The organism is Neokomagataea thailandica NBRC 106555, from assembly GCF_001598495.1.
Taxonomy (GTDB): Bacteria; Pseudomonadota; Alphaproteobacteria; order Acetobacterales; family Acetobacteraceae; genus Gluconobacter; species Gluconobacter thailandicus_A.
Genome location: NZ_BCZB01000007.1, coordinates 25062 through 51198, shown reverse-complemented (window position 1 = coordinate 51198; position 26137 = coordinate 25062). Strand labels below are relative to the sequence as shown.

Annotated in this window: 20 protein-coding genes and 1 tRNA gene; 11 read left to right on the top strand and 10 right to left on the bottom strand. The window is 54.9% G+C overall.

Translation table 11 applies throughout. The features are described 5' to 3' along the window. Positions 1-156: 156 nt before the first annotated feature. Positions 157-4683, bottom strand: coding sequence for a glutamate synthase large subunit (gene gltB / locus NTH01S_RS03390; protein ID WP_068169593.1), 4527 nt, complete (start codon positions 4681-4683; stop codon positions 157-159). 5 nt (positions 4684-4688) lie between these two features. Continuing rightward, positions 4689-6137 carry an NAD(P)-dependent oxidoreductase gene (locus tag NTH01S_RS03385; protein ID WP_068169454.1) on the bottom strand — a complete coding sequence of 483 codons (1449 nt, stop codon included), beginning with the start codon at positions 6135-6137 and terminating at the stop codon, positions 4689-4691. A gap of 489 nt (positions 6138-6626) precedes the next feature. On the opposite strand from NTH01S_RS03385, the gene NTH01S_RS03380 reads away from it, so the two are divergent. From NTH01S_RS03380 to lptB, 6 genes are all read left to right on the top strand, one after another. After that, a tRNA-Leu gene (locus tag NTH01S_RS03380) sits at positions 6627-6713 on the top strand. Positions 6714-6792: 79 nt separating this feature from the next. After that, on the top strand, positions 6793-7437 hold the full coding sequence (locus tag NTH01S_RS03375) for a ribonuclease D (RefSeq protein ID WP_068169451.1): 645 nt from the start codon (positions 6793-6795) through the stop codon (positions 7435-7437). Between the two features lie 7 nt (positions 7438-7444). Beyond that, the gene (locus NTH01S_RS03370; protein ID WP_068169446.1) at positions 7445-8437 is read left to right on the top strand and encodes a KpsF/GutQ family sugar-phosphate isomerase; all 993 of its coding nucleotides are present in this window, start codon (positions 7445-7447) and stop codon (positions 8435-8437) included. Further along, positions 8434-9219, top strand: a complete 786-nt coding sequence (lptC, locus tag NTH01S_RS03365) for an LPS export ABC transporter periplasmic protein LptC (protein ID WP_068169443.1) — start codon at positions 8434-8436, stop codon at positions 9217-9219. The genes NTH01S_RS03370 and lptC overlap by 4 nt, the downstream gene beginning before the upstream one ends. Next, the gene (locus NTH01S_RS03360; protein ID WP_068169590.1) at positions 9219-10166 is read left to right on the top strand and encodes an LptA/OstA family protein; all 948 of its coding nucleotides are present in this window, start codon (positions 9219-9221) and stop codon (positions 10164-10166) included. The genes lptC and NTH01S_RS03360 overlap by 1 nt, the downstream gene beginning before the upstream one ends. Positions 10167-10176: 10 nt before the next feature. Beyond that, positions 10177-10944, top strand: a complete 768-nt coding sequence (gene lptB, locus NTH01S_RS03355; protein ID WP_068169587.1) for an LPS export ABC transporter ATP-binding protein — start codon at positions 10177-10179, stop codon at positions 10942-10944. 64 nt (positions 10945-11008) lie between these two features. Here lptB and NTH01S_RS11720 read toward each other — a convergent pair whose 3' ends face one another. Together NTH01S_RS11720 and NTH01S_RS03350 are read right to left on the bottom strand one after the other, a co-directional pair. After that, positions 11009-11164: a hypothetical protein gene (locus tag NTH01S_RS11720; RefSeq protein ID WP_157070850.1), complete on the bottom strand. Its 156-nt coding sequence runs from the start codon at positions 11162-11164 to the stop codon at positions 11009-11011. Positions 11165-11486: 322 nt separating this feature from the next. Further along, positions 11487-12824 carry an RsmB/NOP family class I SAM-dependent RNA methyltransferase gene (locus NTH01S_RS03350; RefSeq protein ID WP_068169584.1) on the bottom strand — a complete coding sequence of 446 codons (1338 nt, stop codon included), beginning with the start codon at positions 12822-12824 and terminating at the stop codon, positions 11487-11489. A gap of 53 nt (positions 12825-12877) precedes the next feature. On the opposite strand from NTH01S_RS03350, the gene NTH01S_RS03345 reads away from it, so the two are divergent. The 5 genes from NTH01S_RS03345 (at position 12878) to NTH01S_RS03325 (ending at position 18570) form a co-directional block, all read left to right on the top strand. Then, entirely contained in the window at positions 12878-13564 is a 687-nt protein-coding gene (locus tag NTH01S_RS03345) for a YggS family pyridoxal phosphate-dependent enzyme (protein ID WP_068169440.1), read from the top strand. A 141-nt stretch (positions 13565-13705) separates the two neighbouring features. Further along, positions 13706-15709, top strand: coding sequence for a potassium transporter Kup (locus NTH01S_RS03340; RefSeq protein WP_068169579.1), 2004 nt, complete (start codon positions 13706-13708; stop codon positions 15707-15709). Then, positions 15706-16857, top strand: a complete 1152-nt coding sequence (gene hemW / locus NTH01S_RS03335; protein WP_068169438.1) for a radical SAM family heme chaperone HemW — start codon at positions 15706-15708, stop codon at positions 16855-16857. Before NTH01S_RS03340 ends, hemW begins: the two co-directional genes overlap by 4 nt. A gap of 180 nt (positions 16858-17037) precedes the next feature. Then, the gene (locus tag NTH01S_RS03330) at positions 17038-18132 is read left to right on the top strand and encodes a nucleoside hydrolase (RefSeq protein WP_068169434.1); all 1095 of its coding nucleotides are present in this window, start codon (positions 17038-17040) and stop codon (positions 18130-18132) included. 24 nt (positions 18133-18156) lie between these two features. Next, on the top strand, positions 18157-18570 hold the full coding sequence (locus tag NTH01S_RS03325) for a DUF1489 family protein (RefSeq protein WP_068169431.1): 414 nt from the start codon (positions 18157-18159) through the stop codon (positions 18568-18570). Between the two features lie 97 nt (positions 18571-18667). Here the strand turns inward: NTH01S_RS03325 and NTH01S_RS03320 are convergent, their stop codons facing one another. The 6 genes from NTH01S_RS03320 to rbfA form a co-directional block, all read right to left on the bottom strand. Continuing rightward, complete coding sequence (locus NTH01S_RS03320) at positions 18668-20578, bottom strand: FUSC family protein (protein ID WP_245642099.1); 1911 nt, start codon at positions 20576-20578, stop codon at positions 18668-18670. Between the two features lie 58 nt (positions 20579-20636). Further along, the gene (locus NTH01S_RS03315; RefSeq protein ID WP_068169425.1) at positions 20637-22055 is read right to left on the bottom strand and encodes an NAD(P)H-dependent flavin oxidoreductase; all 1419 of its coding nucleotides are present in this window, start codon (positions 22053-22055) and stop codon (positions 20637-20639) included. Positions 22056-22137: 82 nt separating this feature from the next. Then, the gene (pnp, locus tag NTH01S_RS03310) at positions 22138-24288 is read right to left on the bottom strand and encodes a polyribonucleotide nucleotidyltransferase (RefSeq protein ID WP_068169423.1); all 2151 of its coding nucleotides are present in this window, start codon (positions 24286-24288) and stop codon (positions 22138-22140) included. 204 nt (positions 24289-24492) lie between these two features. Beyond that, complete coding sequence (rpsO, locus tag NTH01S_RS03305; protein ID WP_068169420.1) at positions 24493-24762, bottom strand: 30S ribosomal protein S15; 270 nt, start codon at positions 24760-24762, stop codon at positions 24493-24495. Next, the gene (gene truB / locus NTH01S_RS03300) at positions 24746-25723 is read right to left on the bottom strand and encodes a tRNA pseudouridine(55) synthase TruB (RefSeq protein WP_068169417.1); all 978 of its coding nucleotides are present in this window, start codon (positions 25721-25723) and stop codon (positions 24746-24748) included. The genes rpsO and truB overlap by 17 nt, the downstream gene beginning before the upstream one ends. A gap of 14 nt (positions 25724-25737) precedes the next feature. Then, positions 25738-26130, bottom strand: coding sequence for a 30S ribosome-binding factor RbfA (rbfA, locus tag NTH01S_RS03295; RefSeq protein WP_068169574.1), 393 nt, complete (start codon positions 26128-26130; stop codon positions 25738-25740). Positions 26131-26137: the final 7 nt, after the last annotated feature.

Genomic DNA, 26137 nt, shown 5'->3' with positions numbered 1-26137 from the left:
AAATACAGCTTCATGGTCCCTGCTGATATCCAGCGAGACTATGACGTTGTGAACATGTCTTTCCACACACTCTCAGCAGCACATAAAAAAAAGCCCGTCCTTCTGCGAATAACAGAAAGAACGGGCTTTTCTAAAAACTCTCGCTCGCAGCAAAAACTAAGCTGAGAGCTTCGACAAATCCTCCTGCACGTAACCAATCACCTTAGCGTAGTCACGCGGCACAACATGCCAGAACTGCTCCAGCGTTTGCTCCCAGCAGTGCAGAAGATCTTCCGCATAGGTGCTGCCTGTTTCTTGAACATGCGCCTCAACCAAGGCACGCAGTTCCTGATCCCAGCGGCTACCCGGCGCAACACGGTTCAACATCACCGTATCTGCATTCACCTGCGCTTCAAAACGCCCCGCGCGATCCAGAACATACGCCATACCGCCAGTGAAGCCTGCGCCAAAATTGTCGCCCGTTTCACCCAAGATCACCACGGTACCACCCGTCATGTACTCACAACCATTGGAGCCACAACCTTCAACCACCGTGATCGCACCGGAGTTACGCACAGCAAAACGCTCACCCGCTTGCCCGGCGGCAAAAAGCTTACCACTCGTCGCACCGTACAAAACGGTATTACCAATGATCGAGTTTTCTTCCGAACGCCACGGCGCTGATGGCGGCTTACGCACCACAATCGTCGCACCAGACAGGCCCTTGCCAACGTAATCGTTCGCATCACCCTCAACGTCCAGCTTCAAGCCCTGCACAGCGAACGCCCCAAGGGACTGACCGGCAGAACCACGTAGAGACAGCGTCAAATGCCCTTCTGGCAGCGTATGCATACCGAACTGGCGCGTAATCTCACCCGAAACACGGGTACCAATCGCGCGGTGCGTATTCTGCACTGTATAATGCAAATGCAGCTTCTCACGACGTGAGAAAAGCGGACGCGCATCGGCCATGATGTCTGCATCCAACGTGTCCGGCACTTCATTGCGCCCTTCACGGGTGCAATAACGCGCATGCTCACCCGGATCCGCCTGAACGAGCAAAGAGTTCAGATCCAAATCATCCAGATAATCCGCACCACGTGAAACCTGACGCAACAGATCCGTACGGCCGATCACATCCTTCAATGAACGGACACCCAAATCAGCCAGAATATGACGCACATCTTCCGCGATCAGCGTGAAGAGATTGATTACCTTCTCCGGTGAACCATCAAACTTCTCACGCAGACGCTCATCCTGCACGCACACACCCACTGGGCACGTGTTGGAGTGGCACTGGCGCACCATGATGCAGCCCATCGCCACCAACGCTGCCGTGCCGATACCAAACTCTTCAGCACCCAGCATCGCCGCCATCACCACGTCACGGCCCGTCTTGATGCCACCATCAGTACGAAGCACCAAACGGTGACGCAAACGGTTCAGCATCAGCACCTGATGCGCTTCACTCAACCCCATTTCCCACGGCAAACCCGCATAATGGATGGAGGATTGAGGGCTCGCACCCGTCCCGCCTGAATGACCGGAAATCAAAATAGCATCAGCATTCGCCTTGGCCACACCCGCTGCAATCGTACCAATACCCGTACGCGCTACCAGCTTCACCGTAACCGTCGCCGTCGGGTTCACTTGCTTCAGATCATAAATAAGCTGTGCAAGATCTTCGATGGAGTAAATATCATGATGCGGCGGCGGTGAAATCAGCGTCACACCCGGCGTTGCATGGCGCAGACGACCGATCAGTTCCGTGACCTTAAAGCCCGGCAACTGCCCGCCTTCACCCGGCTTTGCACCCTGCGCCATCTTGATTTCGATTTCACGGCAGTCATTCAAATACTGCGCTGTGACACCAAAACGCCCAGATGCCACCTGCTTAATCGCAGAAGACGCGTTGTCCCCATTCGGGCGCGGCGTCGCACGGATCGGATCTTCACCACCTTCACCGGAATCCGACTTCGCACCGATGCGGTTCATCGCAATGGCCAATGTCTCATGCGCTTCTGGGCTCAAAGCACCAAGCGAGATACCGGGAGCAACCAAACGACGGCGGATCTGCGTGATGCTTTCAACATCATCAATGGGGATAGGTGCATGTGCTGGCTTGAAGTCCAGCAAATCACGCAGCGCCACTGGCGCAGTCTGGCGCACGCCTTCTGCATAACGCTTATACAGCGTGAAGCTATTCGCCGTCACAGCCGATTGCAGCATATGCACCAACTGGCCGGAGAATGCGTGCGTTTCGCCCTTGCGGCGCAGCTTATAACGCCCGCCAATGGGCAACGCCTCAACCTTCTGGTCCCACGCCTGCTTATGCGCCTTCAGGATATTCCGCGCGATACCGGGCAGGCCAATACCCGAAATACGAGACGGCATACCGGGGAAAAACTCCGCCACCAGCGCACGAGACAAGCCAATGGCCTCAAAATTATACCCGCCACGATAAGCCGAAATAATCGAAATCCCAAACTTGGACATGATCTTCAAAAGACCCTTGTCCACGGCCTTACGGTAACGCTCCATCGCCTCCCGAATGGTCAACGTACCGAACAAGCCACGACGCAGGCGGTCCGCAATACAATGCTGTGCCAAAGACGGGTTCACCGTCGTTGCACCAACCCCGATGGTCACTGCAATGGCATGCACATCAATCGCGCCTGAACTCCGTACGTTTAGAGAGGTAAAGGTCCGCAGCGATGTCCGCACCAAATGCACATGCACAGCCGCCGTTGCCAGCACCATCGGAATACCTGCACGTTCTGCGCTGACATTCTCATCCGTCAGAAACAGGTGAGAACAACCACAACGCACATGCTCTTCCGCTTGCGCACGGATAGATGCAATGGCCGCACGCAGCCCTTCTTCTCCATCCGCAGCAGAGAACGTGCAATCAATTACCGCCGCATTTTCACCGCACACCCGGCGGAGCGCGTCAAACTCACCAATGGTCAAAACCGGGCTCGGCAATTGCAGCAAATCACACTGCTCAGCCGATTGGTCCAAAACATTACCCAAATTACCCAAACGTGTGATCAAGCTCATCACCCGTGTTTCACGCAGGGAATCAATCGGGGGATTGGTGACCTGACTAAAACCTTGGCGGAAATAATTGGACAAACCACGCTGCGTCTTGGACAAAACTTGCAACGGCGTATCGTCCCCCATAGAGCCCAGCGCCTCTGCCGCGGTCTCCACCATGGGGTGCAAAATCGTTTCCAGCTCTTCATGCGTCAGGCTGACAGAAACCTGCAAACGCCGTAGCGCCTCCCCTTCCGGTCCTGCAGGCTCCACCGCATCTCGCACCACAGGCGCGATATCCGTGATGCGCTGCGTCCATTCACTATAATCCTGACGATCTGCCAGCATTTCCAGAACATCACTCGGCTGATACAGCCGCGCTTCTTGCAGATCGAGCGCCAAAGTCTCCCCTGGGCCAAGTCGCCCACGGCGCTGAACACGGGATTCTGGCACCCGCACCATGCCCGTTTCGGAACCTACGATCAGCAGATTATCTGTCGTGATAGAATAACGCAGCGGACGCAAACCCGCACGATCCAACCCAGCAACAATCCAGCGTCCATCTGTGGCACATAACGCAGCCGGGCCATCCCACGGCTCCATCACCGCATTACAATAGCGGAACATCGCCCGTGCCTTTTCAGACATCGCGGAATCTGCACCAGCAGAGGCGGGCACCAATAATGTCTTCGCCATAGGCGCATCACGCCCAGAGAAGGTCAGTAATTCAAAGACATTATCCAATGCCGCCGTGTCAGAACCCGACGCCTGAATGACCGGCTTCAAATCATCCAAATACGGGTTCAAATTCGGGTGCGACAAACGCGTCTCATGCGAACGCATCCAGTTAGTATTACCCGAAATGGTGTTGATCTCACCATTATGCGCCACCTTGCGGAAAGGCTGCGCCAACTTCCACGTTGGGAACGTATTGGTCGAATAACGCTGATGGTAAATGGCAAAGCGGGAGACGAAACGCTCATCCAGCAAATCTGGATAAAAATCCGTCAGGTTTTCTGCCAAGAACATGCCCTTATAAATCAAAGAACGGCATGACAGTGAGCAGACATACAGATCCACATGATCCTGCGTCGCACGGCGTTCAATCCGGCGGCGGATTACATATAGATCGCGCTCAAACGTCTCTTCATCGCTCCCCAGAGCGTTGCGGATCATGATTTGTTCAATTTCCGGGCGCGTCTGGTTTGCTTTTTCACCAATGCAAGAGGCATCGATCGGCACCTGACGCCAGCCATAAATGCCGTAACCGAAGTTCAGAACCTCGGTCTCAACAATCTGGCGCCCGCGCTCCTGCGCGCCCAGATCCGTCTTCGGCAGGAAGATCATCCCAACCGCAATGCGGCCATCAATCGTGTCATCCTGCGCGCTGCTCTGCACAGCATCGGCAAAGAAATCTTGCGGCACTTCAACGTGAATACCCGCACCATCGCCGGTCTTACCATCAGCATCCACCGCGCCACGGTGCCAGATATTGCCCAGCGCCTCGATCCCGGCTTTCACAACGGCGCGTGAAGGCTGGCCATCTAGAGCAGCGACAAGACCAACACCACAAGAATCGCGCTCTTGTGACGGGTCATAAAGCCCTTCCAAGCGCTTCACATTGGCGGCGTATTCTGCGGTGAAATTTTCTGAAGTAGAATGCGTCATATCGTTCACTCCGCCGCTTCCAGCGTGTCCTGCCCCATCAGGGAACCATCTTCAAATGCACGGTGAATAGCGTCTGCCGCATCGCGCCCATCCTTAATGGCCCACACCACCAAGCTCGCCCCGCGCACAATATCACCGCCAGCGAAAACGCCCGGCAGACTTGTTTCAAACCCACGCGGCGGCACTTTCAACGTCCCCCAGCGTGTCACAGCCAAGTCAGGCTCTTCCCATTGTCCCGGCAAATCTTCTGGATCAAAACCCAAAGCACGGATGACAAGGTCACCTTCCACAATGGCATGTTGTCCTGTTGCCTCAATCGAGCGGCGGCCTGTCGCATCTGGTGTACCCAAACGCATCTTCTGCACACGTACGCCCGAAACCTGCTCATCCCCCAAGAACGCATCCGGAGCTGAGAGCCACTCAAACCGAGCCCCCTCTTCCTCAGCATTATACACTTCCTGGCGGGAGCCCGGCATATTAGCTCGGTCACGACGATACACGCAGGTCACTTCTGCCGCACCTTGGCGGATAGAGGTACGCACACAATCCATCGCCGTGTCGCCACCACCGATCACGACAACCCGACGACCTTTTGCATGCAGCGCCACATCATTACCGGGGTCTTCATGATAGCCACGACGATTAGACGCAGTCAGAAAATCAATGGCATTCACCACACCGGTCAACTCAGAACCGGGCACATTAATCGCGCGCGAACGATACACGCCCGTTGCTAAGAACACGGCGTGATGGCGCGTCCGTAAATCTGCCAGAGACATCTCACCAGTACCTGCGCCAATCGGCGTTGACAGATGGAAGACCACCCCCTGCTCTTCCAACAGCTTCCAACGGCGTTCAACCACATCTTTTTCAAGCTTGAAGCTCGGTATGCCGTAGGTCAGCAAACCACCGACACGGTCTTGGCGCTCATACACATGCACCTCATACCCTTTACGACGCAGGCGCTCAGCACATGCCAACCCTGCGGGGCCAGACCCGACAATCCCAACACTCCGTTGGATCTCATGATCTGGCTTAACCGGCTTCACCCACCCCTCGGCAAAGGCATTTTCCGTAACAAAGCGTTCAACAGCGCCAATCGTGACACTCTCAAAACCCTTATTGATCACGCAATTACCTTCACACAGACGATCTTGTGGGCAAATGCGGCCACAGATTTCTGGGAACGTATTGGTCGCTGCAGACATTTCATAAGCGTCCTGCAATCGGTTTTCCGCCGTGAGCTTCAACCAATCAGGAATATTATTCCCTAAAGGACAATGCACAGAGCAAAACGGAATGCCGCATTGTGAACACCGAGAAGCCTGCTCTTCTGCGCGGGCACGCGCGAAACCTTGATAGATTTCACCAAAATCCTGCTTCCGCTCCTCTGCGCTACGCTTCTCAGGCAGCTTTTGAGAGAGCTCGACGAATTGCAGCATTCGCTCCGTCATGCACCCACACTCCTCTTCTCAATGCTCAACACACGCAGCAAGTCCCCTCACCCGCGCCACAGAACACGTTATTTTTTAAGTTTCTCCCTGCTAAAACCTCACCCGCAACAATAATAGTCAGCATTGCTGACCTATTTTTTTATTCAATCGATCAAGAAATGATCAATGCGCCTCAATTTTTAATAACAAGGTCCTTTTCGGACCTAATTGTTGAGAATGACTATCAAAAACAACTAGTTTAGTTGTTTTATATCAATATCTTATGAGTATTTTTGTTTTTTAAACGTAATATCAAAAATTGGCCACCACACACCTTCAAGCATATGCCCCATTCCAAAAACTCATACCAAAGACACCTCAATTCATATTTTTTACATTTTTATGGATATTCACCATTTTCACCATTGACGCGGCCACCCCGTCGGGCTAAACGCCTCTTCACCGAGCCGGAGCGCTTCAGGAAACTGAAACGAAAACGGTGGCCTCTATGCCCAGATGGCGGAATTGGTAGACGCGCAGGTTTCAGGTACCTGTGTCCGAAAGGACGTGGAAGTTCGAGTCTTCTTCTGGGCACCATTACTTTATAGATCAGGCCGGATCGGCCCCCAACTACTGGCCGCATCGCCCTGCATCTTCAAAACAGCGGTGATACGACATGAGCCAGCAGAACGCCATCCATCTTCATGACGGCGACCTGCCGGCAGATCTCGACCTCGGATCAGTTGTCGCCATTGACACTGAGACCATGGGCCTCAACCCACATCGTGACCGTTTGTGCCTTGTGCAGCTTTCTTCCGGCAATGGCGAAGCGCATCTCGTGCAAATACGCCCCACGTCCCTTGGTGGCCGCGGCGCAGATGCCCCCAACCTTAAAGCCCTGATCAGCAACCCCAACATCACCAAGCTCATGCATTTTGCACGCTTCGATGTTGCCGTGCTTCAACATACATTCGGCGTTGATGTTCCATCCGTCCTTTGCACAAAAATTGCCGCACGCCTTGTTTATACCTTCACAGACCGCCACGGCCTCGCTTATCTGTGCCGTGACCTTCTTGGCGTTGAACTCAGCAAGCAGCAACAAAGTTCTGACTGGGGCTCCCCAACCCTAAACGAAGACCAAATGCGCTATGCGGCATCAGACGTCTTGTACCTGCATGCGCTTTGGGCCAAGCTCGAAGCTATGCTGATCCGTGAAAACCGCCGCGACCTCGCACAGTCTTGCTACGACTTCCTTTCCGCGCGCGCAAAACTGGATCTACTCGGCTACGAAGACCCCGATATTTTCTCACATCGCGCCTAACACCCAGATGTCCCAGCCTTCAGCAAGCCTGCACGCTCACCAGTCAGCATACCAAACCCTGCTCACAGAACGCGCAGGGCTGGAGGCTCTCAGCGCCGCGTTAAACGGCCCCCTCGGCCAATCATTTGATCATGCCGTGCACATTATTTACGCCTGCACAGGGCGCTTAGCCGTTACCGGCATCGGGAAATCCGGTCATATCGGCCGAAAAATTCAAGCAACCCTCGCCTCAACCGGGACCCCCTCCCTGTTTATCCACCCCGCCGAAGCCGCCCATGGTGACCTCGGTATGCTGGCAGAGGGGGATCTCATCCTCGCCCTCTCCAACTCAGGTGAAACCGCAGAACTCGCTGCCATCTTAACCTACGCAGCACGACGTAACATTCCGGTCATCGCCATAACGGCTATCGCCGATTCTGCTTTGGCGCGCGCAGCCTCTCTCACCCTTCTTCTCCCACGCACCCCAGAAGCCTGCCCAATGGGCCTTGCCCCCACCACAAGCACATTGATGCAGCTCGCTCTGGGAGATGCCCTCGCCATTGCCTTACTCGAACGCCGCAATTTCACCGCAGAAGATTTCGGCACATTCCACCCCGGCGGCCGCTTGGGCGCTCAACTGCGCCCCGTCCACGAACTCATGCACACGGGCGACGCACTCCCCCTCGGCAGCCCCAACCTCCCCTTGCAGGATGTTATTCTTGAAATGACACGCAAGACATTCGGCTGCATGGGTGTTATCAATGACGAAGGCGCTCTATGCGGCCTGATTACAGACGCAGATTTGCGTCATGCCCTTTTAGGCAACTTGCACACCACCACCGCAAGGGACGTCATGAACCATAAACCCATCACGACGACCCCATCGACATTAGCACAAGACGCATTACGCCAGATGAATGCACGCTCGAAGCCCATTACGAGCCTCTTTGTCCTTGATCAGAAGCAACATCCAATCGGCATTGTGCATCTTCATGACCTTCTTCGTGCAGGCCTCCGGTGAACCAAGACACCCCGCCGCCTAACGGCCACACGCCACGCGCCCAGCGCGATGATTTCAACCAAGAACGTCGCGAAACGATTTCACGGCTAGATGCTCTGCGTCAGGCAGCGCTTGAGCGGGACCGCGCCATCCCAAACGCGCAGGACCTTGCTCGCCGCCGCACAGTCGTTGCTTTTGCAAAAAAAGCTCTGCCCACTTTAGCTATTCTACTGCTCATTTCTATCGCCGCTTGGCCCGAAGTGACGCATCTCGTCAGCCAAAACCGCGCTGCAATGCGTGAAATGGCACGCCTCCGCGTCGAAAGCGGCAATATGGAAGATGCCATATATCGTGGCCTTGATGAACACCAACGCCCCTACACAATTTCAGCACGCATTACCCACCAAGAAGGCCCAGACCGCGTTGACCTGACCAACCCCGTGGCAGACATCATGCTCCCCGACGCCGGTTGGGCACAAATCCAAGCCGATCGTGGAGTCTATATGCAACACGAACAGACACTGAACCTAGACGGACATGTTGTTTTGTATCGTGACGACGGCACCCTTCTCAACGGCCCCTCCGCCGATCTAGACTTAAAACATGACGTCGTCGCCTCGCATGACAGCGTCCATGCAGAAGGCCCCTTTGGCACAGAAGATGCTCAGGGGTATTTTCTGGATCAACATGCGGGTATCATGCAGTTCACCGGTGCGGGACAAACCGTCCGGTTTGACGATTCCAGTACTGGGACACACTCTGGGCCTCAGCCCTCACCCAAAGGAGCACATACGGCACCATGATGCGTCCCTTTCAAACCCACTTCCTCAGCGCGCTGACCGCACTGCTTTGCACCGCAACACCACTTTGCGTCAGCACAGCCCACGCGACGGCAGGAGAACAAGACCTTTCACACGGCCAAACCGTCAAATTATTCTGGAAGGGTGAAGAGGTTTATGACCGCAACACCCAAACCGTTACGCTCAGTGGCGGCGCACGGGCTATTCGTGGGGATGTCACCGTCGATGCTGATACGCTAATCGGTTACCTCCGCAAAAAGAACCAACCGACCCAAGAACCGCAGCAAAAAAGCGACAGCTCCGACCCCATGAGCGGCTCGCTGGAACTTTACCGGCTCGAAGCCCGTGGACACGTCCATGTCTACAATCAGGCAGACCAAGCATGGGGGGACCGCGGCATGTATGACATGGACCAAGCCGTCATGCTGCTCACTGGCCATGCTCTACGCCTCACAACTCCACAAGACATTCTCACTGCGCGTGATGTCATGGAATATCATGCACGAGATCACATGTCCGTCGGGCGCGGCAATGCTACCGTGACCACCAATGACGGCAAACAAGTCCAAGCAGATGTACTCGCTGCTTACACCGCCCCACAAGGCACCACACCCACAACACCAGCCCCACAATCTGCCAATACGAATACCACCAATGGCCCACTGGGCGGCGGCAGTTCAAAACTGGACCGCGCCTATGGTTGGGGCCATGTCATTATTCGTACGCAGAACCAAACCGCCACAGGTGATCGTGGCGTCTATGTGGCCGATAGCCAAATCGCGCGTTTGATTGGTCATGTGCATGTGACACAAGGCCAAAATCAAAATAACGGTTCCCAAGCTATCGTGAACATGAAAACGGGCATTGCCACCATGCTGCCCGGCAGCGATTCTCCCATCCAAGGGCTTGTCGTTCCCAATGAAGCCGCCCCGTCTCAGCCGCATAAGTGACCAAACCACCGTGACTTCTGAAACCTCTCCCAGCACCACCCACACACTCAACACCAGCACTGGCTTGGTCGCAACGGGCATCGGCAAAACGTATAAAAAGCGTGCCGTTGTTCAAAACGTCTCGCTCAAAGTGCAGCGTGGTGAGGCCGTGGGCCTACTCGGCCCAAACGGAGCGGGCAAAACAACCAGCTTCTACATGATCGTCGGCCTCGTACAGCCGGACACTGGCTCCATCACACTGGATGGCGCAGAAATTACAGAACTCCCCATGTACCGCCGCGCCCGCTTAGGCGTTGGGTACCTGCCACAAGAAGCCAGTATTTTCCGTGGCCTTAATGTTGAGCAAAACATTATGGCTGCGCTTGAAGTCATTGAGGCGGACCCAGACGTACGGGAAACCATGCTCGACGGCCTCTTGGCTGAGTTTGGCATTACACATCTCCGTCGCTCCCCTTCTCTCGCACTTTCCGGCGGGGAACGTCGCCGCTTAGAAATTGCCCGCGCCCTCGCCAGCCAACCCAACTATATTCTCTTGGATGAACCACTCGCTGGCATTGACCCGATTGCCGTGGGTGAAATCCGTGACCTTGTCTCTCACCTCAAAGACCGTGGCATCGGCGTGCTCATTACAGACCATAACGTCCGTGAAACTCTTGAAGTCATTGACCGCGCTTACATCATGCATGGCGGACAAGTCTTAATGGAAGGTACCCCCGAGGCGATCGTGGCGAATGAAGATGTCCGTCGGGTCTATCTGGGCGAGAATTTTTCTCTCTAAAAACAAAAAAGCCACTCAATAGAGTTTTTCTATTGAGTGGCTTCTATAAGAATGAACCTTCATATTAAGGAAAGTTTCCATTCCCAACCAAAGGTGAATAAGAAACACCATCCGGAACACTTGAATGAGATACATTGCCAATAGAGGAGCATGCAGCCAACATTGACAATGACAAACCAATAATACCAACCTTAACAACAACACGGCTATTCTTTGACATGATACGAGACCTCCTTTTCTCAAGAAGGTTTATGCTTATTAGGTCTTATAAATAGAAATCGTTTGAGATTATATGTGTCATAAGCGCCGGTCACGCCGATCTTGGCCTCTCAATAGCTCCAGATCGCAAGCCAATGCCGTGACGCTATGAAGGCACTTTGTGCACGCCAAAAAGAACGCACCCGTCCCTAGCTATACATCATTAAAAGCATCATTGACGCAAAAGCGCCTAGGCATCCCAGGCTGTGTAAAAGATGCCTTGAACATTCGCATGCTTGCGGAGGCTCAGGCTCAATCGGCCAGCCCCCGCAAACATGCCGCCCTCACACTCGGATCAAGCGCGCAGCGAAGAACCCATCCATACCGCCGCGGTCCTGCCACAAGCCCGGATGTGTCCGGAAATAACCTTCCGCCGTGCGTGCCGCCGCCATAGATGACAGTTCATCTTCAGAGAACGGATCCAAACGCCAACCGCCACGCTCCAACGCAGCGGCGACACGTTCCGGCCCCTCTTCATCCTGAAGCGAACAAACGGCATACAGCATCATACCACCAGGCTTCAGCATATCACGCACAGCATCAATAAAGCTGTCTTGCGCTTCTGCCAGTGCTACAACATCACGCGGACGCTTAATCCACAGCACATCTGGGTGACGGCGGAATGTCCCTGTTGCAGAACATGGCGCATCCAAAAGAACCGCATCTACCGCTTCTTTCGGCTTCCAGGTCAGAGCATCAGCCTCAACAACCTGCACCGTTTCCAGCTTCAAACGCTTGATATTTTCTCGCAAACGCTCCGCTCGCGGCGCTTCTCGTTCAACAGCCGTGACCGTAGCCCCTGCATGCGCTAATTGCGCCGTCTTGCCACCGGGAGCCGCACACAAATCAACAACCGTTTTACCTGATACGTCACCCATCAGACGTACCGGCATCGCCGCAGCAACATCCTGCGCCCAGAATGCCCCGTCCTCAAAGCCTTCCAGCTCTGCAATACGTGTCCCGGCGGGAAAACGTACACTCCCAGTCGGCAATTCTTCGCCGTCATTCGGTACAGCAGCCCCCGGCTGCAACGTTAAATCCAACGGAGCCTCACGATGCAATCCACGTGAAATCGCACGGGCGCGCGCACCCCATGCACTCCACAACCAAGGCGGAACATCCAAACGCGCTTCATCCAACCCCTCACGCAAAGTCGCCCCTTCGCGTGAGACACGGCGCAGCACCGCATTGGCCAGCCCAGCGAAAGGCGCAAGACCACGACGGCGCAACAAATCAACAATCGTACCCACCGCAGCATGCGGCGGCGTCTCCAAATGCAAAAGCTGAGCCACACCCAGCAGCAACGCGCAACGCACGGGCTCTGGTGGCTCACGGCGCAATAAAGGTTGCAACAATTCCGTCATGCTGCCCATATGGCGGAGTGTCGTTGCCGCTAGACGATGCGCTGATGAGCGATCGCGCGCTTCCATCGCGCCTGCACGGTCTAATGTCGTCTCCAACATACGCCGATGCTCAACAACACCACAAACAATATCAAAAGCAAGATCCCGTGTTGGATCCGCAGACGGACGCGCGGAACGCCCAGAGAACTTGCCTGAAGGCTTGCCGGAAGGTGCTTTACGGGGACCGCGTGACCCGCGGTTGGTGGTCGGTTTATTCATATATGACGAAATCGCATCTTGCGGCGCTCGACGCAATGGCGTCATGTGCCTTCATGTCTGACATTATTGCTTGCAACCTCGATAAGATTCGAAACCGCATCCGTAACGCATGCGCCGAAGCAGGACGCGCGGCCGATGCCACACACCTTGTCGCCGTCAGTAAGTTCCACCCACTCGAATCGATTGAAGCAGCCTTAGCAGCTGGCCAACGTCTTTTTGGTGAGAACCGCGTACAGGAAGCGGCCACGAAATTCCCAGTGCTCCGATCACGCTATCCGGATCTATTGCTCCATATTATTGGTGGCCTGCAAACAAACAAAGCCCTCGAGGCCTGCCGTATTGCCGATGTCATCGAAACTTTAGACCGCCCCTCTCTCCTCACGGCCATCGACAAAGCTACGCAGAAAACTGGCCGTTTACCGCGCCTTTATGTGCAGATTAATACTGGCAATGAGCCACAAAAATTCGGCACCCCCCGAGAACAAGCCGACAAGTTCATTGAACAAGCTCTCCAAACCTTTGGCCCAGCCGTAAAGGGTCTCATGTGCATCCCGCCGGAAAATGAAGAGCCACACACGCATTTTCAGCTTCTCGCACAGCTTGCGCACCGCCACGGCCTCAAAACACTCTCCATGGGCATGTCCGCCGATTTCGAGGCCGCAATCGCCCACGGAGCCACACATGTTCGTGTGGGTAGCGCGATCTTCGGAGGCCGCCCTACACCCCCCACAAAAGAGTAAATTATTTTTCACTCTTAGACATGTCTTCACCGTCAGAATCGTATTACTTGCGTCAAAGGCGAAAATCTTGTCATGAAAGGGGCATTGGTGGTCGAGCCATTCTCAGATGGCTCGGAAGCAAAGCCCAAAACGGAACCCTTCATGTCCGATCAAAACGGCCAAAATACATCTTCGCCCTCTTCTCAGAAGGAGGCTCCTCACGACAATGGGGAGGCCCCCAAACCTGCCAGCACAAGCGCGCCGGTTACACTGGATGAAGGTAGAGACAGTACACACCCCTCCAAGCCCGCAGGTGCAGGCGCACTGGTGGCGGTCCTTGGCGTGGTATTCGGCGATATCGGCACGAGCCCGCTTTATGCGCTTCAATCTTCCGTTAATGCCATTGGTGGCGACAAACATGCCGTCCCCCATGTTGATATTCTCGGCCTCGCCAGCCTGACATTCTGGGCACTGATGCTTATTGTGACGATCAAATACGTCATTCTCATCATGCGTGCAGACCATAATGGCGAAGGCGGGATCATCGCACTGATGTCCCTTGCACAACGCGTCGCCAAATCTCCACGCTTACGCTGGCTCTTCGGCCTCGCAGGGATTGCAGGGAGTTGCTTATTCTTCGGGGATAGCATCATTACCCCTGCCGTCTCCGTTCTGTCCGCTATTGAAGGCATCGAAGTCGCGGTTCCATCGGCAAGCCATATCATTATCCCACTCGCCATTGTCGTCTTGGCGGCTTTATTCGCAGCACAAGGCTTCGGCACAGGGAAAATTGGCCGCGCTTTTGGCCCCGTCATGGTACTGTGGTTCGCGACCCTAGCCGTCTTGGGTATTCGCGGCATTATGCTCTACCCGCAGGTCGCGCTAGCTCTATCCCCCAGCTTTGCTTTGAACTTTATCGCCACTCACGGCACATTATCGTTCGTAGCACTCGGTTCTGTCGTGCTCTCCGTAACAGGGGCTGAAGCACTCTATGCCGATATGGGCCACTTTGGACGATCCCCCATCCGTAAGGCATGGATGTTCTTCGTCCTGCCGGCCCTCACACTCAATTATTTTGGCCAAGCGGCACTACTCATTAAAGACCCCAGCACGTTATCCAACCCATTCTACCACCTCGGCCCAGCATGGGCACAAGTACCGCTGCTCATTCTGGCAACATTTGCAACTGTCATCGCCTCTCAGGCCGGTATTTCGGGCAGTTTCTCTTTGTGCCGCCAACTGATCCAACTGGGTTACCTACCGCGCACGCGTATCATCCATACGAACCCATCAGAAGAAGCACAGATCTATCTGCCCTCCCTGAACTGGATCCTCGGCTTTGGTGCCATCGTCTTGGTGCTGGCCTTCCAGTCTTCTGCCGCGTTGGCCGCCGCATACGGCATCGCTGTGACAGGCACATTCTTGTGCACCTGTGTCCTCGCTATGGTTGTGTTCCGGCGTACGTTCAAATGGAGCGCCATCAGCGTTGGAATCGTCTTCGGCTTCCTCTTCATCGTGGACAGCGTCTTCTTCTCGGCCAACTTGCTGAAAATTCCAGATGGTGGCTGGGTCCCGCTGGCGATCGGCACCATCAGTACCATCCTCATGACCACATGGAAGCGTGGCCGTAGTTTGTTGACCAACCGTCAACAATCCGACTCTATGCCCATGGGGTCCTTCCTGAACCGACTGCCACAATCACGTACTGTGCGCGTGCCCGGCTTAGCCGTGTTCCTCACGGCAAACCCAGACAACGTCCCCAACTCGTTGTTACACAACCTCAAACACAATAAAGTCCTGCACGAGCACGTTCTCTTCGTCACCGTCCAAAACTTGGACCAGCCCGAAGCAGAGCGTGACCAACGCACCATTGTGGAAGAATTGGCCCCCAATATTTACCGGGTCATCGTGCGCTATGGTTTCATGGAAATGCCCAACCTACCGCGCGCACTGCAGGAACTAAAATCCTTGGATGTCGCTTTCGACCCCATCCAAGCCTCCTACTTCACCTCCCACGAACTCGTCGTTCGTTCACGCGTTCCCAAAATGTCGCTCTGGCGTATGTGGATCTTCCTGCTACTGTTGCGTAACGCAACATCGGCCACGGAATTCTTCCGTATTCCACCGGATCGCGTGGTCGAATTCGGCGTACGGATAGCCATTTGACCGACAGTCTCTCCCTCTACATCCACTGGCCGTTTTGTCTGGCGAAATGTCCTTATTGTGATTTCAACTCTCACGTCCGAGACGAAATCCCACAAAAGCGTTTCGCCGCAGCACTACGCCGTGAACTTGCCCATGATGCCGCCCGCCTTGGCCGCCGCCGCCTCAATGCCATTTTCTTTGGCGGCGGCACGCCATCCCTCATGGCCCCTGAAACGGTCGCCGCCTTAATCGAAGATGCAAAAACGCTCTTTGATCCCGTACCCGACCTCGAAATCACGCTCGAAGCCAACCCAACCAGCGTAGAGGCTAGCCGCCTCGCGGCTTTTCGAGAGGCCGGCGTAAACCGCGTTTCCCTCGGTATTCAAAGCCTCCGTGAAGATGCTTTACGCCTCTTAGGCCGAGAGCATTCGGCTCCCCAAGCCATCAAAGCTTTGGAGACGGCGCGCGCCCTCTTCCCCCGTATTTCGTTTGACCTAATCTATGCCCGCCCCGGCCAAAGTCCCGCAGATTGGCGCGATGAACTCTCCACAGCACTCGACCTCGTGGCAGATCACCTCTCCCTGTATCAACTCACCATTGAACCGGGCACGAAATACGAAGCCCTACACCGCCGTGGCGAAATTACCCTGCCAGATGATGAGACAGCCGCCACACTTTACACCCTCACCGGCGATGTCGCCGCCACCCGCGGCCTCCTACCCTATGAGGTGTCTAACTACGCAAAACCGGGCTGCGAAAGCCGCCATAACCTAACCTATTGGCGCTATCAGGATTACCTCGGCATTGGCCCCGGCGCACATGGCCGTATGACCTTTAACAGCACCCTCCACGCCACACGCCGCCACCGCGCCCCCGAACCTTGGGCCGAACTCGTTGAAAAATACGGCACAGGCAGCCGGGAAGAAACGCCCCTCAGCGCAGAGGAACGTGGCCGTGAATCGCTGCTTATGGGCTTACGCCTGACAGAGGGCATCAACGCTGCTGCGTTTCAAAACCGTACTAGCCGCTCCCTAACAGACTGCATGGACCCAGATATTCTCACCGCATGCCTAGAAGAAGATTACCTCTCTTTCGACGGCACAACCCTCCGTGCCACGTCAGAAGGGCGCTTACGCCTTGAATCGCTCCTAGCGCGGCTCGTGCTGTAAGACACACATCAACGAGCGGCCTATAGGGAGAACTCTTCACACGCATAGGCCGCTTACCGTAAAAACTCCCTCGAAAACACAAGCCTGTCACCATCCCACCTCGCCTGCACAGAAACGCTTGTCTTTTCCTATATAATTAGACGATTATTACGGTATCACGATATCTTAGGACGATAGACCTTGCTCCGTTTCCGTTCACTCGCGTCACTCGCCGCTCTTCTCACCTTCTCCGCCACCACAGCGGCTCTCCACGCGGCAGACACAGCCCCACAATACGTCGTGGAAGATAATGACTGGCTTGGCCCAGGCGGCTCAGACATCCAATCCGTCATCCCCCTGCTCAACCGCCCTAATGTCTCGGTCCTCGGCCTCACCGTCGTCATGGGGGATGACTGGGAAAACGCAGAATCAGCGCATATCCGCCGCTTTCTCGAGATTGCACACCAAACACAAATCCCCGTAGCCGAAGGCGCGACCCTGCCGCTCGTCAACACGGTTGAAGCAACACGCCTGCGCGAACAGCAATACGGCACCATTCCTTGGAAAGGCGCATGGGGCGGCCTCGGCAGCATTGATCATACACCAGCCACACAACCTGCTCTCGGCCACCTGCCAGAAGGCATGCCGCACCTCGCAGCAGACGCCACTCACGCCGCAGAATTCCTGATCCGCGCCGTGCACGCACACCCGCATCAGGTCACCGTTGTGGCCGCTGGCCCGCTGACAAACTTAGCCCTAGCCATTCGCATGGACCCCACCTTTGCGAGTACGGCCAAACAGCTTGTTTTCATGGGTGGCCTGCTTGATGCCAGCATGACATCCGTCACAGGCAACGCAGATTTCGCCTCTGACTTCAACATGATCACAGACCCAGAGGCTGCACATATCACTCTCACAGCACCTTGGGCGTCTATCACCTGCGTCGGCAATGTCTCTAACGATATCATGATGACCCCGGCTCTCATGAACCGTATGGATGCCAAACATACACCTGCGACTGACTACCTGAAGCGCTTCTTTTCCCCGCTGCCGCTATGGGATGAACTCACTTCTGCCATCGCCGTTGAACCTAACCTCGTCACCAAATCTGTTGACGCCTATATGGATATCAACACAGCACCGGGCATGGATTACGGCCACGCCCATGTCTGGCCCGACAGCACAGCACCTAAAAAAATGGGCCTCAACAAAGTCCATATCGTGCTCTCAGTCGACACCGCGCGTTTCTTGAATGAGTTTGTCGCTCAATCGCAAAACGCAATGGGTCAACACTAACAGCGTCACGAACGGCTCCGCTCCATGCTGCATATGATCAAACTTGCCGTTGGCTGTCCAACGATCGATGCACTGCGGGAGCGAATGCAACACCCACGCTTTCAAGGGCATGGTGCCATTACAACACGCACCATGCCCAAGCGCGCAGACGAGATCCTCAACAAAGGGTCTCTCTACCGGGTGCTCAACGGCCTGATCCTCTGCCGGCAGCCTATCATCGGGTTAGAGCCTTACGAACGCCCAGACGGTAGCACTGGCACACTCATCCTCGTCTCGGATGAGATTATACCTGTCCAGCCCCGCGCCATGCGTCCCTTCCAAGGCTGGCGCTACCTCAAAGCAGAAGATGCCCCCGCAGATCTCGGAGCCATCTCAGATGGCGTAGCAGACCTACCACCGCGCCTGCATAAAATTTTAAGCGAACTCGCCCTTTGCTAGGCGCAGACAGCACAAAGCGTTTCACCACGCACAAGAGAACCGCGAACTAATCACAAGCCGTGCGCCATTCAGGCGTGCTTTACCAACACACAACGCATTACGCGGCACCACTCCACTCACGCGCCGCCAAAGCCGCCGTCACACGGCCGGTCTCTAACTCTGCGGTCACAGGAGCCAAGGACGCCCCTTCCGTCAGAGCATCCGCCTTTTGCGTCCAATACGCCGCCAATGCAGCATTTCCACTGCAAAGTCCCGCCGCAATATCAAAGCGCAGCAAAGTAACCTCACCACTTAACAAGCGTATTTCCCGTAACAAAGCATGCGCCGCCTCATACTTCTGCCCGACAAAAGACATTCCGCCTAACAAGGGCAAAGCACCCCGCGCAAATTCCGCACGCGTCGTCGCAACGCCAGCCTGCCGCTGGAAGCGATCCACAACAATGTCAGACTTCTCATCCAAAACCGAAGCAAGATAACGAAAATTACTAATCAAGGACTGACGTAACAACCCACTCATATCTTGTGCTTGGTGCTGCGGAAATACGAGGAAGGCACAAACCACACCCACCACACTGCCCAACGTATTATCCACAATACGTAACCACGCCACTCCATGCGCAGGCATGATCATTTCCGTCACCACAATAAATTGAGCCGTCAAAAATAAGACAAGCATCGTATAATTCACGGCCCGCATCGCAATTGCCGCAACCACGAACAGCGCATCCGCAGCCATCATTTCAGGTGCAGCAGGCAAAAACGGCCGCGCTAAAAGCACTAATGCTCCACCACCAATCGTACCCAACACACGCTCCACGGCACGTATCAGTGTCGTATGACCCGAAGGTTGCACCACCAACACAACGGCAACCAGTGCCCAAAAGCCGTATTCTAACCCTAACCAAAACGTAGCCAAATGCGTCATAACCAACGCCACAGCCAACCGAAATGCATGCCGCCAATGCACACGCGTTAACCGGTGCTCCGCCCGCACAGTCTCCGTTTCGAAAGGCGCATGCACATCACGCAAAAGACCACGTGAAATCGTCGCCAATGTCCGCGCGCTCGAAGCCACCAATGCTGCAATCGGCCCGCTTTCTGTTCGTACATTACGCGCCAAATCATAGGCATGCTGCTCCAAAACAGCCCATTCCGGCACAGGAGCAATCACATGCTCACTCGCTTCTTGGCATAGCGCTGAAAACGCGGCCAAAATGCCCCGCGCTTCAAAATCCATGCCACGCTTCTGCGCCAAATGCTCCACGGCCAGCATCGCCGTAAATAAACGCTCAGCCCCGGTCAAAGACGCAATTAAACGCCCCCGAAGCACCGCACTCCCATGCCCGGAATCAATCTGTAGGGTGACCGCTCGCGCACGTTCAATAGCCGTACGCACCGTTTGTCGATGCAGCGTCTCACGTAAGCGCCCTGCGGCCATTTCTCCTGTCATCACCGTCAATAGACGGTAACATTGTGCAACAGCGCGTCTTGCCGGCGCATAGGGGTGCAATGGCCACAAAACAAGACACAACACCATGGCCCACACACCGCCTGACAGGTACGCCGCCACAACTTTTAGTGCGACTAACGGATCATGTGTCGGGAAGCCAACACCAGCAGCCATGGTGCACCCTAAAAGGGCACAAAGCAGAGCCGTCGTCGCAGAAAAAACGCGTCCTAGCCCAACGCCTATACCGGCCAAAGCCAGCCACAATAACACCACCCATAAAGGCCCCGCCGCAACCCACACCGTGGCCCCAGCTAGAGCAGCCCCCACCACCGTCAAACCGCCCAAAATGCGCAGTTCTTCACGTCGTGTACCGCCCGGCTCTAACAGACAGCTCCAAAACGCAACAAAGGACGCCCAGACCAGCGTTGCATCATGCCAATATAATGCTGGGAAAAGTGCCGTGACCGTCGCCACAGCAGCACGCCCTCCCTCAGTCGGCGCAATTTGCTCAGGACTAAGGGGAACGGAATGCTGCGCTAACCAATGGGAAAGCGCCATGAAGGGACTGGTGCGCGTAAACGCTGGTTTTTGAACCCCATCCCTCCATTTCATCGTGTTATTTACCTGTTAGAATACGCTCAACCAATTGCCCAACCGTCGGCACAAAACCATTCGCATAGAACGGGTCCGAACCAAAGCGCCAAGCCGATGTACCACCGAACATCAGATTGTTATCAACAACCTCATCCGCATGTTCATCATTGGCTGTATGCGCAATCGTCTGCAACGTCTTCTGAATACAGAAAGAACGTGGATCAGCCTTTTGACCATTCGTAAAAGGTTCACGCTGTAGCCAATTAGAGAAACGGCAAGCAGACAAACAGCCCATACAGGCTGCTTGATCCGCAAGAATAGTCCGCGCGTCCTCTGGCGTGACAAACACCACAGTATCATCCGGTGTTGGCAGTGCCTTCGTAAAGCCAGCCTCTTCCCACGCTGCAATCTTAGCACGATCATCCGCTGAGACGAACATCTCACGACGGCGTGCACCCATCGCATAAACCGTGTCATGCGCGTCATCTGCACTGCTACGAATAGAGACCTGACGCTCCGAACGCGCACGCAAATCCTGCATGAAGCTATTATTCACAGCAGAAGAATAGAAACCTGTTGGTGAGAAGCGATTGAGATAAACATCACCCTCTTTCAGGTTTTGCAGACGGCGCTTCCAAGCTTCAGGAATAGGGCTTTCCTGCGTCAAAAGCGGGCGTGTGCCAAACTGGAAAGCAACCGGGCCAACCTCGGGGTTGCCAATCCAGTGTTCCCATTCTTCCAAATGCCAAACACCGCCAGCCATAATGATCGGCGTCTCATCCAGACCATAGCGGCGCATCACCTTACGCAGTTCAATGACGCGCGGCAGAGGATCTTCTGGGCACAATGGATCTTCCGTATTGGAAAGACCATTATGACCACCAGCACGCCATGGATCCTCATAAACCACACCACCCAGCAACTCAGATGTTTTGCTGAATGACCGACGCCACAGCGCGTTAAAAGCACGCCCTGAAGAAACAATAGGATAATATGGAATGTTAAACTTCGCGGCGATGTCTGACAAACGATACGGCATACCCGCACCACATGTCACACCGTGGATCAAACCCGGTACGGCTTCTAAAATGCCCGTGATGACGTCTTCAGCACCACCCATTTCCCACAGAATGTTGGCGTGAATACGCCCCTTCCCGCCGGAAATTTCATGAGCAATTTTCGCCTGAGCAATACCCCCCTCGATCCCGTAACGGATCAATTCATGCTGACGCTCACGACGTGTCCGCGCATGATACACCTGAGGGATAGGGTTACCCTGCTCATCATAGCTGTCTGCATTCACAGCAGAGAGAGTGCCAATGCCACCTGCAGCAGCCCAATGCCCTGCAGAAACACCGGTCGATACGGCTACGCCCTTGCCTCCCTCGACCAAGGGTAAAACGTCTTGGCCACCAAAGCGGAGGGTATCAATCGACTTCATGGGGACTCAATGTCTCCGATACACAAAAAAACGGGAGCGGGGTTCACTTCCCCGCCCCCCATAACATCAGCCGAAACGCAGCTTATTCAGCGTCACGGCGGGGCGGACGTCCTGGCTTCGCACCAACACTTTCCGTGATATCGGCACCAGTTTGCTGATCGACAACCCGCATAGACAACTTAACCTTGCCGCGATCATCAAAACCAACAACCATAACCTTCACAGCATCGCCTTGCTTCACAACATCAGTCGTTTTCGCAACACGGCCTTGCGCCAGTTCAGAAATATGAACCAAGCCATCACGCGGACCAAGGAAGTTCACAAACGCACCGAAGTCAGCCGTCTTTACAACCTTACCGTCATAGATACGGCCGATTTCTGGCTCTGCAACAATTCCTTCAATACGAGAAATTGCTTTTTGTGCCTGTTTGTCATTCGCCGCAGCAATCGTGATGACACCGTCATCATTGATATCAACCTTAGCACCTGAGAACTCAACGATCTCACGAATAACCTTACCGCCAGAACCGATCACATCACGGATCTTTTCTTGAGCAATGTTCATCGTCGTGATCTTCGGCGCATTCGTGGAAACGTCTGTACGACCTTCCGTCAGAGCTTTCGCCATCTCACCAAGGATATGAACACGGCCTTCACGTGCCTGCTCCAGAGCGATCTTCATGATCTCTGGGGTGATGGACGTAATTTTAATGTCCATCTGCAGTGCGGTCACACCTTCAGACGTACCCGCAACCTTGAAATCCATGTCCCCGAGGTGATCTTCATCACCCAAAATGTCGGACAGAACAGCAAAGCCACGCTCTTCCTTGATCAGGCCCATTGCAATACCCGCAACCGGACGTGGCAGCGGTACACCCGCATCCATCAGCGCCAGTGAGGAACCACAAACGGTTGCCATGGACGATGAGCCATTGCTTTCCGTGATCTCAGAAACAACGCGCATCGTGTATGGGAATTGCTCCTTAGTCGGCAGCAATGGGTGCAACGCACGCCATGCCAACTTACCATGGCCAATTTCACGGCGGCCCGGGCTCCCCATACGGCCACACTCACCGACCGAGTAAGGAGGGAAGTTATAATGCAGCATGAAGTTTGAACGATATTCGCCTTCTAGGGCGTCAATCACCTGCTCATCCTGCCCCGTACCCAGCGTCGCAACCACGAGCGCTTGTGTTTCACCACGCGTAAAGAGTGATGAACCATGCGCACGCGGCAGAATGCCAACTTCGGAGAGGATCGGGCGAACCGTCTTCAGATCACGGCCATCAATACGCTGACCGGTCTTCAGAATGGAACCACGTACAACATGCGCTTCCAGTTCCTTCAGAAGCGGTTTAGCGATCGACAGATCGTGCCCTTCTTCTTCCAGCACTTCATTGATGCGCTCTTTCGCTTCCGCCACCTTCTGGTAACGCGCTTGCTTTACGCGTTCCTTGTACGCTTCCGCGATCAGCTTGGTGCCAACCTTATCAACGCGCTTACGCAGAGCAATTTCTTCCTTGCTCGGCGCTGGCAGATCCCAAGGTGCCTTCGCAGCATGCTCAGCCAGATCAATGATCGCATCGATCACAGCTTGGAATGACGTGTGACCGAGTGTCACAGCTTCCAGCATCAGTTCTTCTGAGAGCTCGCTTGCTTCTGACTCAACCATCAGCACGCCTTCAGACGTACCGGCCACCATCAGGTCCAGCGTGCTGTGCTTCATATCCGCCAATGCTGGGTTCACGACCAGCTTGCCATCCAGCAAACCCACACGCGCTGCTGCAATCGGCCCGAAGAACGGAATACCAGACAGCGTCAGTGCTGCCGAACAACCGATCATCGCAACCAATGCTGGGTCATTTTCTATATCATGGCTCAGAACCGTCGCCGTGATCTGAACTTCATTACGGAAATTATCCGGGAACAGCGGACGAATCGGACGATCGATCAAACGAGCCGTCAGCACTTCTGCTTCTGACGGACGGCCTTCGCGCTTAAAGAACCCACCCGGGATCTTACCTGCAGCGTAAGCTTTTTCTTGATAGTTCACCGTGAGAGGGAAGAAATCTTGCCCTGGGTTCACGCTTTTCGCGCCAACAGCCGTACATAACACAACCGTGTCGCCATACGTCACCATGACAGCGCCATCAGCCTGACGGGCAATCTTGCCGGTTTCAAGGATTAGCGGGCGGCCTGCCCACTCAATTTCCTTACGGAAGTAATCGAACATTTCGTTCTCCTGTCTCAAGGATCAATACCATCGTCTGGACGACCGGCTGGTGGCGGAGCAGCGTTTCGGACGGCATGGCGGTGGTGGCAGAGTCGTCTGGCACGACACCATGTGGCCTGAAACGCCGGTCGCGCACCCGCACCGCCGAGGGTCCGGATGGCACAACGGGCTGGATTGTAACAGAACAATCCAGCCCTTGCATAATTAGCGACGCAGGCCGAGGCGCTGAATCACAGCTTGGTAACGAGCCTGATTCTTACGCTTCAGATAGTCCAGCATGCTACGACGCTGACCAACCAGCATCAACAAACCACGACGTGAGTGGAAGTCCTTCTTATGGGTCTTCAGGTGCTCAGTCAGGTTAACAATACGTTCCGTCAGCAGTGCAACTTGCACTTCTGGCGAACCCGTATCGGTTTCGCTTTGACGGTATTCAGCGATAAGCGCCGTGCGGCGTTCAGCAGTAATCGACATCGTGTTCTCCAAAAAATTCGTGATTTTCTAGCATACGCACCGCTCTCAGCCGTCCATCACGGATCTGACAAAGACCAAGCACGTGCTCTCCGATCATCGCGCGCCACAAAAGATCACTCTCTTGCAACTGAGCCGGCATAGGATGCGTCAGAGTCATAGGATCAAGTGATTGACCCCAAACCAGCATCTTTCCCTCTGCTGCGGTAACGGCCAGCGCCGGGATGTCGACCAGCGCGGTCGCCGCCTCCAGCAAAGGAACCGGAAGAGCATCGGCGTTGTCCACAGTTTCGGCCGGTTTGTCCAGTGCTATCTCATCAAACTTACGCGCATGGCTCAAATCAAACGGCCCACAGCGCGTCCGGCGCAACACCGAAATATGCCCTACCGTGCCGCAAGCCAGCGCAATATCCCGCGCAAGAGAACGCATATACACCCCCTTACCAGACTGCACTTCAAACAATGCCGTATCCGCATCCGGGCGGCCTACCAAACGCACAGAATCAATACGCGCTGGCCGTGGCGGCAAATCAGGTGGCCGCCCTTCGCGTGCCATGTCATAAGCACGCCGCCCCTGAACGCGCAGCGCAGAAAAGACGGGAGGGACCTGCATCACATTCCCTGTCAAAGCAGGTAATACTGCACGAATCGCGTCATCCGTCGGCCGATGATCAGAGGTCGCCAACACCTCACCCTCACGATCATCCGTGGTACGACTCTCTCCCAAATGCAGCGTGAAGCTATAACACTTCGTCGCATCCATAATGTAGGGAATCGTCCGCGTTGCCTTACCAAAAGCAATTGGGAGAATACCGGAGGCCAAAGGGTCCAACGTCCCCCCATGACCTGCCTTACGTGCCCCGAACCCCCAACGTAGGCGATTCACCATATCGGTAGAGGTCGGGCCGAGTGGCTTATCTAGAATGAGCCACCCATCAATATCACGTCCACGTCGCTTGGACATGTTTTAACCTACTCTCAGTCCAGATCACGGCGCACTTCTGGAGAGCGCAGAATCTGATCGAGTTCCATCGCATTATCCAGCGCCGTATCCGGCTGGAAATGCACTTCTGGCACAATGCGCAAACGCATAGTCTTAGACAACGCTTTCCGCAAAAATGGAGCAGAACGCTTCAGTGCCGGCAAAACTTCATCGATATCCGTGCGCCCAAGACGAGCCACAAAAGCCGTCGCATGGCGGAAGTCCGGAGAAATCCGAACCTCCGTCACGGTCACATGAACATCAAACAACTCAGGGTCGCGAAACTCCGTGCGCGCGAAAACGTCCGAAAGAACGCGCCGCACTTCTTCCGCCACCCGTAATTGGCGTGTGCTGGGGCCGTCAGCAGCAATGCCAGCAGGCCCCTTTATGTCATGA